Consider the following 16,307-nt stretch of genomic DNA (forward strand, 5'->3'; position numbering starts at 1 on the left):
ATTGGAAAGGCCTGATTGAACTAATGGATGAAATGTTGCGCGTGACTACAATCGATAAAGAGGATATGAAACTGATAATGTGGTGACGGATGATGTTGGAAGCCATGGATCATTGCGTAAATATGCGATTGAAAACGTTTAGACTACAGCATAAGGATGAATGTAAAGCCGGTGAAGATTTTTGGAAGCAGTGAAATAGTAGAATGGCCAATGGTCAATAGTCATTGGTCATTACTTCCCTCGATTGTCATGCCTAACGAAGGAAGAATCTATTTTGCTTGTATTTAATAATTTGACATTTCTACATCCCGGTCATCACGGCACGGTAACACCTCAAAATCATTGGCACATTAAACCATCGGTACATCAATCACCCGATACGTCATACCTTAACCTTCTTTTCCTTTTCTTTAGCACACGGAAAATTAACCCTCGACATGGTGATTTGAAGATTGAACGCGCGTTGATATCCGTTTATCATAAAGATGGATTGGAACCCATTGTGAAAAAACTACACGAATTAGGCGTACAGTTGATTTCAACCGGCGGCACAGAAGCGTTTATTAAATCTTTGGATATACCGTTGAGTTGCTGTTGAAAGTTTGGACTTTCCGGAAATTTAAGGTGGTCGTGAGAAGACGCTTCATCAGGATCAACATTCGGAGAACAGTCTTGGCGAAAGGCATTGTCTTCAGATATGGCGCAAATGAAGAGCATGAAATTCCATCGATTTGATCTCTTAATAGTTGACTCTATCCGTTTGAAGAAACAGTAGCTTCCACCAATAACGAATCGGAATTGGCAAGAAGATTGACATTGGCGGCATTTCACTTATTCGCGCGGCAGCAAAAAATTTCACAATGATGTATTGATTTGTGCTTCGCGAAATGAATATGCTGATCTGCTCCGGCTGTTGCAATCAAAAATGGGAGAACTGCAACGAAGACCGCCGTAATTTTGCTGTGAAAGCATTCAACGTGACTTCTCATTATGATACTGCCATCTTTAATTATTTCAATAAAGATAGCGCCGTAAACGTTTAAAGAAAGTATGTTGACAAAGCAAATCGCTGCGCTATGGTGAAAATCCACATCGCAAGGCACTTATTTCCGGAGACTTGAACGAACTCTTCGATCAACAACGGTAAGGAAGTATCTTATAACGGCAGCTTAGTAGATATTGATGCCGCTGTTGCATTGATTGCCGGAAATTTGATCAACTCGGCCTGTCCGGTCATCAAACATACCAATCCTTGCGGTGTTGCAGAAGCGCCGGATTTAGTTGATGCGTGGATCAAAGCGTTGGCAGGTGATCGGGTTTCAGCGTTTGGTGGCATCATTGTGCTGAACGGAAGGTGAGCAAGACGGTTGCGGAAAAATCAATGAAATATTTTGAAGTGATCATTACTCCGGCCCCGGGTCAGGATGCGTTGATTATTCACCGAAACAGAAAAGAACCGGATCATTATGCTGCAGAAAAAGGATCGGAAATAGCGCTTTCAAGGCCTATTGAATGGTGTGATTGAACAAAATAAAGACAAAGCGCTTGCAACGCCTGATACATTAAAAACAGTGACAAAGTTTCACCAACAGCGAACAAATATCGAATTTATTGTTTGGCGAAAAATGTGTCAAGCATCTGAAATAAAGTACGATTGTATTGGCCAAAACAGTCAACTGGTAGGAAATGGGCTGCAGGACAAACATCTCGTAGTGATGCATTGAACCAGGCGATTCACAAAGCCAAAGGAATCCGGTTTTCAATTGCAAGGCGCGGTATTGATTTCCGATGCTTTTTCCTTTCAGCGATTGCGTAGAGTTGCATACAGGGAAGGCATTGCTGCCATTCTTCAGCGGGAGGATCTATTGCGCGATAAAGATTCTATTGATAAGTACGATGAATATGGAATACCAATGGTTTTCAAGTTGAGCGTGATTCAGGCATTAGGGAAGGATGGGAACACGGATGACACTTTGAAGCATTAACAATCTTCCATTTGTTTCGTCCGGCCCGGGGGGGGCGACATTTTTATTTCTCTTGGTTTACAATTGTTGTTGTTGTCCAGCGATGTTGGGAAACACCAATTGTTACAAATCGCGTGTCCCGGAGGGTGAACTACCAGATTCCAACCTGTTTCGCTATAATTTTAAATTGTACGAAGTTAGGTACTGTCCGATAAAAAATCTTCTTTTTGATAATGACCATAATTCGAGCAGCGTAAAAACGCACTAATCTGCCATTATATAAATCAGAGGAAGAGTCAATGCGCTGATAAACATTCGCATACTTTACGAAAAACATTGAGGTGTCAATCACATTACAATATCCGGTATCAATGCGGGCACCAGTAGAAAATAAAGTGTCCAGCCGGATAATTCTCTTTAACCATAGCAATCCTTGTCCCACTTTCACGGTAGAAACATAATTTACAGTATAAAAGAAGCTGGTCGAGTAAGTATAGTAACCTTCCGAGTAATTCATAATTACCTGCTTGTCTTTACAGCTATCAAAAATGGTGTCCGCCCGGTAGTCAAATGAAGTTACGATTACACTGTCGCGTTCACCGGTAGTAGTGTTTTCATAAACCCAAAAGGTGCCGGTTTAAAAATGCCAATGTCAGGCACTTCTTTGTCTGCAAACAAAAAGTATCGGATCGGTTTACAACTGTTGCAGCCGCATGGAACAGATTCATCCACATAGTGATGAATACTATCACAAAAATTTCATTCCAAATAGTAATTTGTTTTTATGATGACTCAGACTATAAAGGATTAAACAAGTTGCAAAAGATAACCACTAGCACTTTGTTACGTATTTGGTTTTTAGCATATAACTAATCATTCTTCCCCCAAAATAATCTCCACACCCTCCGATTCATTGCACTACCGCGTTCATTCGTATTGTCCGCAATCGGATTTTCGAAATTATAACCGGCAATTTCAATTTTGGCAGGAGGTAACGCCATTGGCTACCAAAAAACTCATCACGGCATTTGCACGGCTTTCTGACAGGCGCTGATTGTATTTTTTGATCCCTGATTGTCGGTATAGCCATAGAGCTCACATTTAAAACGGGTATGTCCTTTAAGGTAATTGGTAAGGCCTTTCAATTCATCTTTGGATGTATCGGGAATGGTATAGGAGGCCGTTTCGAAATTAATATTCGTGACATTGAACCGTTCATACGCAGCTTCTTCCTTTGAATAGAATCTTTTAGTGGCTTTGTGACACCGGTTTTCAAACCAAAAATGCTGTCGAAATTGTTTGGCGCTCAGGTCCTGATAATCTTTAAATTTAGTTTGGCCGGGATCTTTTTGCTGATGAATGAACCTCTTTCGAGAAATACACCGGAATCGTATTGCGGATCACCTACGTCGCCGATGGCAATTTTCGTGTGGTATTTCTTAAACGGAACCCATAAGCGGAAGCGGTGAGCGACAGTCATGCCATCGTGTTGCACCGAATTCACAAGATTCTGATTGAGCTTCTTCAGTTTCTTTTTATTGATCTCATAAGTGTCGCTGAGGGTATAATTGGGTTTTATTTTTCTTCTGTCCGGGAAGATTTTTCTTCAGCTCTACTTTTGAAATAGTCGTTGTCGATGTAATATCCTTCATTCTCTTTGTCATTAATAGTATTGATGGTAACTGGTAGAAGGGTCTTCGGTATCACTGCGAGATTTTTATTATTCAGCTTTTCACCATCAATGATAAATCCAAAAACATCATTGTAACGGGAACCTACGTATTCAGGATATTCTTCAGACCCGAAAGCATAAGAGAAGGAAATGTGATTGTTGAAAGGAATGAAATCGAATTCAAAATGCTTACATCATACGTTACGCTCCGGCAAATCTTATTCAGATCGCGGTCGCCTTTCGGCCGCTTCTTCACCGGGATCCATGAAGTTGGTGGTGATGTAGGGTGTATTATTCGGGCCATTGGCATTAAATACGCTGCCGGTGGAAAGCAGGATGCCATCGTCAATACCGACAGCATTTGTTTCATTCCTGAAATACGCAATACCAACTTTGGGACCTGTAAATGATATATTGCCTGCACGAATCCCTGACCTAAAAGGAAACTGTCAACGAGTTGTTTTGCTGAAAAGAAGTGTCGCATATTACCTGTGCATTCACGTTTTTGTTTTCACCAATAAAAAGGAAGGACCATAAAATTAAATATTGGAATACGGAATAGTAGCTACGCTGCATTTGTCGGACTCTCTTTTCGAAAGATGGTAAATTTACGAAAACGGAAAAGAAGCAGTTGGTATTTTAGACCGTGTAAAGGATTTTATTGAAATATACAGGTTGCTATCAGCTAAGCAATTATGATTCACTTGTGAATGGTCGGTTTTAAGTGGTTTATTTTTTCGTAGGTCGTAACATAGGCCCATTTTAATTGAAAAAGCTGAATTAAATTATGGAGACTAAAAAAATTAAGGTATCAAAATCGGCGCATCGGCACATCAAATCAATGCCAGATCATCAGATCAATACACCAGCATATGACCTCCTCAACTGCTCTCAATAAAATTCCCACCATTATTCATTTCTTTTTTTGAACTTTGCACGCAATTTTTGAAACCAGCCCGCTACAGGGAAAATACACGATGAAATTATTCAATTTTCTGACGCAGGAGATAGCGATTGATCTCGGTACAGCCAATACCGTCATTATACACAACGATAAAGTGGTGGTGGATGAACCATCCATAGTAGCCATCAACCGCACTACCAATAAGGTGGTAGCCGTTGGGAAGAAAGCCATGCAGATGCATGAGAAAACCCACGACAACCTGAAAACTATCCGTCCATTAAAGGATGGTGTGATTGCCGACTTTAACGCGGCAGAAACAATGATCCGCGAGATGATCAAAATGATCAACCCGAAAGGATTTTTTGTTTACGCCAACATGGCGCATGGTGATTTGTATCCCGAGTAGCATCACGGAAGTGGAGAAGAGCTGTGCGTGATTCTGCAGAACAGGCCGGCGCACGTGAAGTCTACCTCATACATGAACCAATGGCCGCAGCCCTGGGTATCGGTATTGATGTGGAAGAACCTGTCGGACACATGATCATTGACATTGGAGGAGGAACAACCGGCATTTCGGTGATCGCATTGGCCGGCATTGTATGTGATCAATCCATTCGTATTGCCGGCGATGAATTTACTGCTGACATCATGGATTATATCCGTCGCCAGCATAATATGCTGGTAGGTGAACGAACTGCTGAAGCGATCAAGATCAACGTGGGTGCAGCTATTGTAGACTTAGACGATCCTCCGGAAGATTTTGCCGTTCATGGCCGTGATCTGATGACTGGTATTCCCAAGCAGATCACTGTTAATTACCAGGAAATTGCACATGCGCTTGATAAATCCATTTCAAAATTGAAGAAGCAGTGCTGAAGGCATTAGAAACTACGCCACCTGAACTTGCTTCTGATATTCATCGCTCAGGATTGCATCTTACCGGCGGTGGCGCGTTGCTTCGTGGATTGGATAAGCGTCTTTCCCTGAAAACAAAACTTCCGGTAAGTGTGGCGGATGATCCGTTGCGCGCTGTAGTGCGGGAACCGGCATTGCCTTAAAAAATATTTACCGTTTCCCTTTCCTGATGACTTAACGGCATTGGGCGTCATTCCAAATAAAGTGTGGAATTAAAACCTGCTAACGAATGACCACTTATTATTTCCGGCATGCGTAATCTCTTTTCCTTTATTTATCATTACCGTGCTTTCTTCCTTTTCCTTTTCCTTGAGGTGATCTGTGTGGTATTGATGATTCAAAACAGCGGCTATCAGCGCGCAGCCATTCTCAATATCAGCGATGAGGTGGTGGGAAAATCATTTACCGTTTATACAGAAGTAACAGGATACCTGAGATTGGGCGAACATAACAAAGAACTCGCCATGGAGAACGCGCAGTTACGCACGAACCAGGCTGCTTCTTTTTATGTAGATACCTCGAAAGTGCAGGTAAAGAAAGACTCAGCAGGCAGACAGTTTTACGCCTATATTCCAGCGGAAGTGGTACAGATTTCCACGAATCGTATTAATAATTATATCATCATCAACAAAGGCCGCGATCAGGGAATTGCTCCCCGCATGGCTGTAATCAGTCCATCAGGTGTGGTTGGTATTGTAAAGAATGTATCCGATCATTTTGCCAGTTTATATTCTTTGCTTCATTCGCAGGTAACGGTGAGTGCACGTGTGAGAAGGGAAGGAAGTCGTGGCACGATCAAATGGGATGGAGAAAGTCCAAATTTCGTAAACCTTGAAGAGATCACCCGTCAGGAACAATTACACAACGGTGATACTATTTTTTACGAGTGGTGTTTCGCGTATTTTTCCGGATGATATTCCTATCGGAACCATTGAACGTTTCTCATTAAAGGAACCGGGCAATTTTTACAATATAAGGGTAAGGCTGACAGCGGATTTTAACAAACTGGACTACGTGTATGTTGTCAATAATCTCATGAGCGGCGAAATAGATTCACTGGTTAACAAAACGGAAGATGTTAAGTAGGATCATCGGATATTTCATACGGTTTGCCTTGCTTGCTTTTGCACAGGTGATGATTCTTAATAATGTACACCTTCATGGTTTATTCAACCCCTACATTTATCCGCTGTTCATTCTGTTGCTTCCTTTTGAAACTCCGCCATCGCTGGTGCTCATCATTGGTTTCCTGTGCGGAATTGTGATTGATCTGTATTCCAATTCGCTTGGATTGCATGCTGCTGCAACAACAGTGGTGGCGTTTCTTCGTCCTTACATGATCAATCTATTAAGGCCCGCGGCAGGTTATCAGCCGGAAGACAGACCCACTATCGCTTCAATGGGTTTTCTTTGGTTTATGGTTTATGCATCGGTATTGGTATTCATGCATCACCTGGTTTTTTTCATGATAGAAACATTGAGTTTTAGTCAATTTTTATTCGTGATCTCCAAGATTGCAGTAAGCACTGCCATATCAGTGCACTGATGGTGACCTTGCAATATTTATTCTACAGGCGAAAGAAACGGGCGATATTGTGAATACTGCTTTGCCGGCACACACTGTTATTTTTTCTGCATATCTTTTTGAAACAACTGTTGAGAATCATATTTCGAAATGTAATTTTGCTGCCGCTTTCCAAATAATATTTTATCCGTTAGTTTAACGGAGCCATCATGACCGATTTATTTCAGCAACGACGTTTTACTTTACAGTATGCCATGGTGATTGTAGTGGCCATTTTTGTGGCCAGGCTTTTTATCTCCAAATTGTCAATAAGGATTACAAACAGCTTGCGAATGCAAATGTGTTGCGGCAGGTCACTGTGTTTCCTGCGCGCGGATTGGTATTTGACCGTAATGGGAAACTAATTATCGACAATCAAAAAGAATACGATCTGTGGGTAGTCCCAGGGGCAGGTGAAAGAACTCGATACGCTGGGCTTCTGTGACCTGCTTGGTATTTCGGATACCACTTTTAAGGAAACACTTCGCAAAGCCAGTCAATACTCGCGTTACAAACCTTCCTTGTTTGTAAAAGGAATTTCGGTAGAAAAGTATGCGACTGTGCAGGAAGAACTCTATCTGTTTCCCCGGATTTTATGGTCAGGTGCGAACAGTGCGCGCGTATCCTTATCATTCGGCGGCACACACACTTGGCTATATTAGTGAGGTAACTCCCAAACAAATAGAACAATCAAACGGATATTACCGGCAGGGTGATTATGTTGGCACCGGAGGTATCGAACAGTCTTATGAAAAAGTATTACGTGGCGTAAAAGGAACCCGCTTTGTTTTGGTGGATGTACATAACCGTGAGCAGGGTAGTTTTAATGAGGGAAAATTTGATACCGCCGCTATTCCCGGGTTCAACATGATCAGTTCGCTGGATATTACATTACAGCAATATGGTGAACAATTGATGAATGGCAAAGTTGGAAGTGTGGTTGCTATTGAACCTGCTACCGGCGAAGTGCTGGCAATGGTAAGCAGTCCGGGTTACGATCCATCTTTACTTACAGGCCAGGATCGTGGAAAAATTTCAGGAAGCTGTTGCTTGACAGTTCCAATCCACTGTTCAACCGCCCAATCAAAGCTTCTTATCCACCAGGCTCAACGTATAAACCTACCCTGGCATTAATAGGGTTGCAGGAAGGCTCCATACATGAGTTCAGCACGTATCCTTGTCCGGGAGCGTATTATGTGGGAAGTTTGAGAGTAGGTTGTCATCATTCAGGTTTTGTTCCCGGAGTCTCCAATGCCATTCAGCATAGCTGCAATAGTTATTTCTGTAACTATTTCAGAAGAACGATAGATCATGACAGCACAAAAAATGTAGCAGAAGGGTTGGATAAATGGAAAGCCATGCTGGCCACATTTGGTATTGGTGTAAAAACAGGGCTCGACTTACCGAATGAAGGATATGGTTTTGTTCCCGGATCAGCGTATTATGATAAAATTTATGGCAAAGGTTCATGGAATTCTGTTGGAGTGGTTTCTCTTGGTATTGGCCAGGGTGAGTTGGGTGAAACACCGTTGCAAATGGCCAATGTGATAGCTGCGATTGCAAACAGAGGTTATTGGGTAGCACCGCACCTGGTGAAAAAGATTATTGATGATGATTCGACATTGAAGAAAACAATTGTAAAACACACCGTGCCGGTTGATCCATCCTATTTTGACCTGGTAATTCAAGGGATGGAATTGGTAGTGGAAGCAGGAACAGGCAGGGTTGCACAGATTCCAGGTGTAAGCATTGCAGGAAAAACCGGAACGGCCGAAAATCCGCATGGAGATGATCACTCTCTCTTTGTGTGTTACGCACCGATTGAAAATCCTAAGATTGCAATTGCGGTGATTGTGGAAAATGCGGGTTTCGGTGCAACTTATGGAGCGCCCATCGCGAGTTTAATGATGGAAAAATATTTGAATGATACCATTTCTGCACCCAGGAAATACCTTGAAGAGCGAATGTTTACCACCCATCTTATTTCAATAATCAAACCTGATTGGAACGGCCCGTTAATAAAGGAATTGATTGGATCATGATCAGCTTATACCTGTCATTGGTGCTGATTGGCTGGTTATCGATTTTTGCTGCAACTTACGATGAACTGCAACCAAGCATTTTTGATATTGATCGTGCTTATGGCCGTCAGTTTCTCTGGATCATGGGAGCAGCTCTGCTGGCTGGTGCGGTATTACTGACGGATAGCAAGTTTTATCCTGCGTTTGCATATGTTATTTACAGTGCTGTGATGTTGTTGGTATTGGCAGTATTTGTAATTGGCAGCACTGTGAAAGGAGATAAGAACTGGATTGATATAGGAAGTTTTCAGTTGCAGCCTTCTGAGTTTGCAAAATTCGCGACCAGCCTTGCGATTGCCAAATACCTGAGCGGCATGAACATTAACATGAAGCTGATGCGGACCCGAATTATTGCAATCACATTTTTTATGTTTCCTGCTGCACTGATATTGTTACAGGGCGATGCAGGGTCATCAATTGTATATGTTGCTTTTTTCCTGGTGATGTTTCGTTTCGGCTTACCACGCTCCTACCTGGCCATTGGTTTATATGTGATCATGCTTTCCGTGCTGTCATTGGTAATTGATAAATACTTACTGATACTGATTTTGTTTTTGATTGGAGGACTGTTATTATTTTTTTTCGCGGAGAAACAGGCAAGTGCTTTTCACATTGATCGCGGCATTTGTGTTGTCATCGGGATATGTACTCACCACTGATTTTGTGTTCAATAATTTACTGGAACCGCATCAGCAACAACGTGTGAGTGTTTTGTTAGGTAAGGAAGTAAAGGTAAAAGACGCTGATTACAATGTCAGACAGTCAAAAATTGCAATTGGTTCTGGTGGCTTGTGGGGAAAGGGATTTTTAAAGGGAACACTTACCAAGTATAATTTTGTGCCGGAGCAAAGCACTGATTTTATTTTTTGCACGATTGGCGAAGAATATGGATTTTTTAGGAAGCACGCTTTTGCTGCTGCTTTTCCTCACCTTGCTTTTGCGGATACTGCATGTTGCACAACGACAGCGATCAAGATTTTCGATGATTTATGCATATGGTGTTGCTTCAATCATCTTCTTTCACCTGTTGATTAATGTTGGAATGACGATTGGCTTAATGCCTGTAATAGGAATTCCGTTGCCTTTTATAAGTTATGGTGGTTCTTCATTGTGGTCATTTACTATCTTACTGTTTATTCTGGTGAAATTGGATGGAGACCGGTTGGCGGTGTTGCGGTGAGTTGATGTGCCGATAATATGATGTGCCGATGCCCCGATTATTAACACCTAACCCATCAACCAGATAGTGACTCAACAACTCAATGACCAATGACTTTTTACTAACGACTAACGACTTATTCTCGCTACCCACTACTAACCATGCTCCTCTACAACGTAACCATACAAATCGCAAAAGACGCGGAAACCGAATGGCTGCACTGGATGAAGACCAGGCATATTCCTGATGTACTCCTGACCGGACAATTTGTTGAAGCACGCATCAGCAGATTGCTTGACCAGCCTGATGATGAAGATTCGACTTACGTTATTCAATACCAATGTGAGAGCCTGGAAAAATTCAATTATTATATCGATGTCTATGCTACTGCACTACGGGAAGAATTCAATCAACGTTATAAAGATAAATTCGTGTTATTCAGAACGCTGATGGAAGTGGTGGGATAAAAAACTACCGTGAACAGGTAATTACTTTCCTTAAAAGGCTTTCACTATCAGTTTTAACGTTTAACCCGGATTTTGCAGTAGGAATTAAGTTTTAAGAGATAATGGCATTCCCACATCTCGTACTATTTTCAATAATCCTTCCATCCAGGGTCGTTTTTCGATTCTAACGGCAAGTTTGAGAATGCGTTTTGATCCTTGTTTTACAATCCAACCCCCGACTGCAAAGCAGTTGATTCTGATGCTGTGAAGCCGTTGCTGGGCGCTTGTTTGCGAGGTTACATGTTTATACAAACTCATCAGGTTATAGGCTACTGTGACCATTCGCATCGCTGCCTCGGTGGCAAAAAACTCTTTCATGTTAAATCCTTCCAGTGCAAAATCATATTTGAGTTCCTGTATGCGATTTTCCGCATCTGCCCGCTCTTTGTACTGCTCCCATATTTGCTTGGCAGGCAGTGTCTGATTGGTAATGAAACTGTGGTAGCGGTAGTGTTGGTAATACAAAGTGTCATCAAATAATTTCCTGAGTTGTTTACCAGTTGCTTTGGGGCGTATCTGCACATCTTGTCTGATCACTACCATCCTTCTGGGCTGTTTCCATCGTGCTGCTTGATACTCTATTTCCGATATCCAGATTCCTTGTCCAATAGCAATCCAGTTTTTGATGTCTTTAATTTTGTATTGCAAAACAGCATGCATCCGGCCTGCTATTACATATGGGATATGTCGTTGTTCCAGGTATTCAAATACTGTATTGCTGGCAAAACCAGAATCGGCTCTGAATAAGCCAATCGTTTTGTCTTTTAATATTGCCAGGGTTTCTTCTAAGAACGCGATGATGTTTGTTGCACTTGCCGTATCGCCACTTCGAAGCCAGCAGTTAGCCACCATTCTTAATTCACTCACAAAAGCAAACAATGGATGATGGGAAGTTCTTCCCTTTTTCATGGGATTGTAGCCAATCAAACTTCCCTCTCCTGTTCCATATCGGGTAATGACTGAAGAATCAACATCGAGCGTATAGTTCTTCAATTGAACCTGATTAAAAAACCACTGATTCAGTTCCGGAAATATCCGGTTGTTTTGTTCCCATGAAAATTTCTTGAAGAATCTTCCAAAAGTAGTTCCGCTCGGTATACGCTTCCATCCGAATATTTCTTTGATCGTATCATCCAATTTGATCACCGCTGTTTGGCTGAACGCCGTTGCTCCAATCCAAACCGATGCAAAGAATGATTCGACCATTGTTAAACTATCAATGCTGTTATTGCTGTGGCTCTCGGGAAGACCAAGGGTCCTCAATTTTTCTCTTATCCCCGTCCGATCCAACAGTTCTTTCATCAAAATCAGTCCTCCCCACGGAGTAACCTTTTTATCACTGAATTCTATTGCTAATGACATCGCGCTTACTGTAAGATTTGCTTACTCCAACTAAGGTCAATATTTCTTCAATATACCCGTACATTTCTTTACCCTAAGTTTTCAACTGCTAAATCTGGGTTTAAAATAAATACACCATTGGAAATGTCGTCAGGTAATTGAAATGAATAGGAGGTATTATCACTTAAAAGTATCGGATCTGATTGAAACACTTTTTGTCCAATAGAATTTAAAAGTTCAACATAAATTTTTTGAGGATTACAACCAGTGCCACATGTTACTTCTACGATATGATTGTCAGGTTGATAAATAAGAGAAATAGGATGTTGGCTTACTTCTGAAATTCCATCACAAATTTCCTGTGTCACATTTACTGAATCACTTGCATAACATCCATTTAATTCAACGGTCACTTCATAAACTCCCGGTTCAGTAATGAGAATGGAAGAGGTTGTTTCACCAGTCGACCAAAGATAACTGTTGTAGAAACTTCCCACATCAATCAAAAGTGATCCATTCATACAAACCATTGTATCTTCCGGTAAGTATACACTGATGGGTTTACTCATGATTACATTAATAGTATCGTAAGCAAAAGAACAACCATCAAAGACTGAAACCCAATATGGTCCGGGTTCATCCACAATCAATGAAGAAGACACAGCGCCATTTGACCAGGCATAAGATTGAATGTCACCTGTAACAACCGGACTAAGTGTTACTTCTCCTCCGGGACAAATATTAACGTCGGTGCCTAAGGCTACGGATAGTGTTCCATAAGGATTGGGAAAGGAGTGAATCGTCAGCAGGTCATTGAGTGTAAGTTCACGATCGTAGAATCGCAATTCATCAAGAGCCCCTTTGTAATAATAAGTTCCGGCAACCACATCATATATGCCTGAAGTTCCGTCGGCATTTGTATAGACAAGCTCACCTCCGGTTCCATCGTAAAATCCTTCATCGTAATTGCAATCGATAAATAAATCCATATCAGTGGGTCCTCTTACAACACAGGCAACAAAGTGCCATTGGTTGTCATTGATCGGAACCAATCCACCTTTAGAACGTCTATGATAGGAATTTGAAGTTCCTCCATCACCATAATGCACTTCTAACACACCTCCCCAGGTTACCTGTATCTGAAAGATAAATCCTGTATACACATTGATGGCATTGTCGTTCTTAAAAAATGTGCCTACATCTGAAGGAGTATTGGATTTCAGCCATGCAGTCATGCTGACAGGAAAAGTTTCAGGTTTAAATTTTGAACCAGCTATATATTCGATGTAATCATTCGTGCCATCAAATTTATAAGCGCTGTTCGGGTTTCCAAACCGGTCCGTTGTTAATGTGGCTCCATTCACTGTTCCGTCATTTCCATTTCCGGACGCATCGAGCGCGTTTCCATCAAAAGGATAATAAGCGATTAAGCTGTCTGTCAAAGGATTTTGAGCGAAGGCACTCACTCCAATCAGAAGCAGGGCTGCAAGAAATAAGGAGTTGTTTTTCATAAAATATATTTTTTGAAATAACAAGATAATAAAATATTAATATCATCCATTAGAACAGTTCATTATTCCTGGTAATAAACCCTCTTCACCCTCCTCGAAATCGTACTCAACACCTCATAAGGAATCGTATTTCCCCATTGCGCCAATTGCTGAACCGGCAAGGCGTCACCAAAAACAATCACTTCATCACCTTCTTCAGCATCCGGAATGTTGGTGATATCAATCATCGTCATGTCCATGTTGATGTTTCCGATGATGGGTGCAAGTTTGTTGCGAACCATCATTTTGCCTGCACCACGACTTAAGCTTCTGTTAAGTCCATCTGCGTATCCAATACCCACTGTAGCAATCATCAGGTCATTGGAAGCCATACCCATTCTGCCATACCCAACCGTTTCACCCGCGGCTATTTTTTTTATTTGCGAGATCGTGGTTTTCAGGGTACTAACATTTTTTAAAAGGTGTTGCACTTTTTCTGTAGCATCAATTCCATATAGTCCGATGCCGAGTCTTACCATTTCAAATTGTGCGTCCGGAAACCGGGAGATGCCTGCGGAATTAAGCACATGTCGGTAAACAGGATAATTGAGGCGTTTAATAATTGATCCACTCATCATACTGAAACGATGAATCTGCATTCGTGAATAATCATCGAGGGAAGCATCTTCACTTCCGGCAAGATGCGTGAAAATAGTCTTCACACGAAGCAATGAATTTGCAAAAGTTGTTGTTGCAATTCCTCCAGGTCATCTGCATTGAATCCAAGCCGGTTCATTCCTGTTTCAAGTTCAAGGTGAATGGGGTAGGCTTCCTTAATCTTATCCGGCTAATGGAAACCGAATGAATGAATTGTTTCATTAATCTTACGCTGTATAATTCCGGCTCCAGTTGATATTGAATGATTGCATCAAAGCTCTTTTGTTCGGGATTCATTACCATGATAGGCATCGTGATACCTCCTTTCCGGAGCTCTACCCCTTCATCTGCATATGCTACCGCGAGATAATCTGCTTTATGAAATTGTAAGGCATTAGCAACTTCAAAGCTTCCGCTGCCATAGGAAAATGCTTTCACCATCGCCATAATCTTCGTTTGCGGTTTCAGCAAACTCTGGAATACAGCTAAATTGTGAAGCAGCGCATTCAGGTCAATTTCTAATATGGTTTCATGTGCTTTCTGCACCAGCCGTTTTCCAATGTGCTCAAATGCAAAAGGCCGGGCACCCTTTAACAGGATGGTTTCGTCAGCAAACAGATCCCCGGAAAATGCTTCGAGAAACGCTTCGGTAGAGGGGAAAAATGCAGTCGCGAGTTTGCTGTTTCCCGCAAACAATTCCCGCTGTTTCGAAATAGTTGCACCAATTCCGATCAGGCGGTCAACACCTTTTGAAAGGACGAGGTGACTCACGTCACGATATAGTTTTTCATCACTCATGCCACTTTCGAGAATGTCGGAAAGTATCAGCGTCTTTTTTTCATGCTGTTTTTGCTGCGACAGAAAATCCAATGCAATCGCCAGTGAATTCAAATCTGAATTATAGCTGTCGTTGATCAACGAGCAATTATTGATGGCGTCATTCATCTCCAATCGCATGGCCACCCGGTTGAGATCCTGCATCCGTTGTGCAATCACCAGCGAAGACACACCGAGATGATGCATAAGCATCCAGCAATGAACAGCGTTTTCTATGGAAGCATCATCAATGAAAGGAATGGCGAAGGAAAATATTTCTCCTTTTGTTCCAGCGAAAGATGTGAGCCCGGTATTCTTGACAATACTTTTTACCTGCACATCGGCATCAAGATTATTTTTTGACCAGGAGAAAGTTTTCAAACCCTCAAAATCAGGATCTGCTTTTTTCATTTGCGCTTTGGCATTCATCAGGCATTCATTGATGTCGAGATAATCACGGCAATAGATAATTATATCTGCATGAATGAACAGTTTCAATTTTTCATTGATCTTCTGGCGGATGTTCAGAAATCCTTCGCCGTGAGCTTTACCTATATTCGTGAAAATGCCAATCGTAGGTTGAATGATCTTCTGCAGGTTCTGCATTTCATCCGGTTGTGAAATGCCGGCCTCGAAGATGGCCAGTTGATGCATGTCGTTCATTTGCCACACAGACAATGGAACACCGATCTGCGAATTATAACTTTTGGGACTTCGGATGATATGATAATCTGGTTGCAACAACTGATGCAACCATTCCTTTACAATCGTTTTGCCATTGCTGCCGGTCACACCTATTACAGGAATGGTAAACCTGCTGCGATGGTTCGCAGCCAGCAACTGTAACGCCTGTACAGTATCTTTTACCTTAATAATATTTGCTTCCGGAAATAAGCCTGATTCAGGTGTATCGCTCACAACAAAATTGCGGACACCTTTTTCATAAAGCTCGGCAATGTAATGATGCCCATCCCTGCGGATTCCTTTCAAAGCAAAAAATACAGCGTGCTCAGAATAATTGATCTTCCTGCTGTCAAGCACAATGTGTTCTATATAGTTATCAGCAGCATTTTGAATCAACTTGCCTTTTACAATTTTCGCCAGTTGTTCAGGCGAGTACCCTTTCGTCTCCATCTTAATTCATATCTATATTGAGGCGGCAAAAATAGGAGAAAAAAGGCGTTGTGCCAGGGAAATAGTAATCGGAATTCATTGAATAGAATTGCTTAATTGTTAAA

At 41.7% G+C, this 16,307-nt stretch carries 13 protein-coding genes and 5 pseudogenes; 11 read left to right on the plus strand and 7 right to left on the minus strand.

Annotated features, from left to right (window positions below; genetic code table 11):
* Positions 1 to 424 precede the first annotated feature (424 nt).
* The 4 genes and pseudogenes from IPO83_09990 to IPO83_10005 all read left to right on the plus strand — a co-directional run bounded on the left by IPO83_09990 (position 425) and on the right by IPO83_10005 (position 1,985).
* A pseudogene (locus tag IPO83_09990) lies at positions 425 to 1,043 on the plus strand (hypothetical protein).
* Between the two features lie 90 nt (positions 1,044 to 1,133).
* Positions 1,134 to 1,358, plus strand: a complete 225-nt coding sequence (locus IPO83_09995; protein ID MBK9731601.1) for a hypothetical protein — start codon at positions 1,134 to 1,136, stop codon at positions 1,356 to 1,358.
* 23 nt (positions 1,359 to 1,381) lie between these two features.
* Complete coding sequence (locus IPO83_10000) at positions 1,382 to 1,525, plus strand: hypothetical protein (GenBank protein MBK9731602.1); 144 nt, start codon at positions 1,382 to 1,384, stop codon at positions 1,523 to 1,525.
* Between the two features lie 253 nt (positions 1,526 to 1,778).
* Positions 1,779 to 1,985 carry a hypothetical protein gene (locus IPO83_10005; protein ID MBK9731603.1) on the plus strand — a complete coding sequence of 69 codons (207 nt, stop codon included), beginning with the start codon at positions 1,779 to 1,781 and terminating at the stop codon, positions 1,983 to 1,985.
* Positions 1,986 to 2,115: 130 nt separating this feature from the next.
* On the opposite strand, the gene IPO83_10010 is transcribed toward IPO83_10005, so the two are convergent.
* The 4 genes from IPO83_10010 to IPO83_10025 form a co-directional block, all read right to left on the minus strand.
* A complete protein-coding gene (locus tag IPO83_10010; GenBank protein ID MBK9731604.1) occupies positions 2,116 to 2,481 on the minus strand; it encodes a hypothetical protein in 366 nt (121 codons plus the stop codon).
* Positions 2,482 to 3,270: 789 nt separating this feature from the next.
* Positions 3,271 to 3,564, minus strand: a complete 294-nt coding sequence (locus IPO83_10015) for a choice-of-anchor L domain-containing protein (GenBank protein ID MBK9731605.1) — start codon at positions 3,562 to 3,564, stop codon at positions 3,271 to 3,273.
* The gene (locus IPO83_10020; protein MBK9731606.1) at positions 3,540 to 3,806 is read right to left on the minus strand and encodes a choice-of-anchor L domain-containing protein; all 267 of its coding nucleotides are present in this window, start codon (positions 3,804 to 3,806) and stop codon (positions 3,540 to 3,542) included. The genes IPO83_10015 and IPO83_10020 overlap by 25 nt, the downstream gene beginning before the upstream one ends.
* Before the next feature lie 48 nt (positions 3,807 to 3,854).
* Entirely contained in the window at positions 3,855 to 4,064 is a 210-nt protein-coding gene (locus IPO83_10025; protein MBK9731607.1) for a choice-of-anchor L domain-containing protein, read from the minus strand.
* Positions 4,065 to 4,613: 549 nt separating this feature from the next.
* Here IPO83_10025 and IPO83_10030 point away from each other — a divergent pair.
* The 7 genes and pseudogenes from IPO83_10030 (at position 4,614) to IPO83_10060 (ending at position 10,726) form a co-directional block, all read left to right on the plus strand.
* Positions 4,614 to 5,633, plus strand: a pseudogene (locus tag IPO83_10030) (rod shape-determining protein).
* 73 nt (positions 5,634 to 5,706) lie between these two features.
* On the plus strand, positions 5,707 to 6,369 hold the full coding sequence (locus tag IPO83_10035; GenBank protein ID MBK9731608.1) for a rod shape-determining protein MreC: 663 nt from the start codon (positions 5,707 to 5,709) through the stop codon (positions 6,367 to 6,369).
* Positions 6,323 to 6,541: a rod shape-determining protein MreC gene (locus IPO83_10040; protein MBK9731609.1), complete on the plus strand. Its 219-nt coding sequence runs from the start codon at positions 6,323 to 6,325 to the stop codon at positions 6,539 to 6,541. Before IPO83_10035 ends, IPO83_10040 begins: the two co-directional genes overlap by 47 nt.
* Complete coding sequence (mreD, locus tag IPO83_10045) at positions 6,531 to 7,001, plus strand: rod shape-determining protein MreD (protein MBK9731610.1); 471 nt, start codon at positions 6,531 to 6,533, stop codon at positions 6,999 to 7,001. The genes IPO83_10040 and mreD overlap by 11 nt, the downstream gene beginning before the upstream one ends.
* 233 nt (positions 7,002 to 7,234) lie before the next feature.
* Positions 7,235 to 9,061, plus strand: a pseudogene (gene mrdA, locus IPO83_10050) (penicillin-binding protein 2).
* Positions 9,058 to 10,280: pseudogene (locus IPO83_10055) on the plus strand (rod shape-determining protein RodA). Before mrdA ends, IPO83_10055 begins: the two co-directional pseudogenes overlap by 4 nt.
* 140 nt (positions 10,281 to 10,420) lie before the next feature.
* A complete protein-coding gene (locus IPO83_10060) occupies positions 10,421 to 10,726 on the plus strand; it encodes a DUF4286 family protein (protein MBK9731611.1) in 306 nt (101 codons plus the stop codon).
* 84 nt (positions 10,727 to 10,810) lie between these two features.
* On the opposite strand, the gene IPO83_10065 is transcribed toward IPO83_10060, so the two are convergent.
* From IPO83_10065 to IPO83_10075, 3 genes and pseudogenes are all read right to left on the minus strand, one after another.
* Positions 10,811 to 12,127 carry an IS1380 family transposase gene (locus IPO83_10065; GenBank protein ID MBK9731612.1) on the minus strand — a complete coding sequence of 439 codons (1,317 nt, stop codon included), beginning with the start codon at positions 12,125 to 12,127 and terminating at the stop codon, positions 10,811 to 10,813.
* Between the two features lie 68 nt (positions 12,128 to 12,195).
* Positions 12,196 to 13,617 carry a LamG domain-containing protein gene (locus IPO83_10070; protein MBK9731613.1) on the minus strand — a complete coding sequence of 474 codons (1,422 nt, stop codon included), beginning with the start codon at positions 13,615 to 13,617 and terminating at the stop codon, positions 12,196 to 12,198.
* A 62-nt stretch (positions 13,618 to 13,679) separates the two neighbouring features.
* Positions 13,680 to 16,203, minus strand: a pseudogene (locus IPO83_10075) (bifunctional UDP-N-acetylmuramoyl-tripeptide:D-alanyl-D-alanine ligase/alanine racemase).
* Positions 16,204 to 16,307: the final 104 nt, after the last annotated feature.

Source organism: Chitinophagaceae bacterium, from assembly GCA_016717285.1.
In the GTDB taxonomy this organism is placed as follows: Bacteria; Bacteroidota; Bacteroidia; order Chitinophagales; family UBA10324; genus JACCZZ01.

Coding starts and splice junctions, on each gene's coding strand:
- IPO83_10000 (MBK9731602.1), top strand. CDS start 1,382: ATGAAATATTTTGAAGTGATCATTACTCCGGCCCCGGGTCAGGATGCG.
- IPO83_10010 (MBK9731604.1), bottom strand. CDS start 2,481: ATGAATTACTCGGAAGGTTACTATACTTACTCGACCAGCTTCTTTTAT.
- IPO83_10035 (MBK9731608.1), top strand. CDS start 5,707: ATGCGTAATCTCTTTTCCTTTATTTATCATTACCGTGCTTTCTTCCTT.
- mreD (MBK9731610.1), top strand. CDS start 6,531: ATGTTAAGTAGGATCATCGGATATTTCATACGGTTTGCCTTGCTTGCT.
- IPO83_10060 (MBK9731611.1), top strand. CDS start 10,421: ATGCTCCTCTACAACGTAACCATACAAATCGCAAAAGACGCGGAAACC.
- IPO83_10065 (MBK9731612.1), bottom strand. CDS start 12,127: ATGTCATTAGCAATAGAATTCAGTGATAAAAAGGTTACTCCGTGGGGA.
- IPO83_10070 (MBK9731613.1), bottom strand. CDS start 13,617: ATGAAAAACAACTCCTTATTTCTTGCAGCCCTGCTTCTGATTGGAGTG.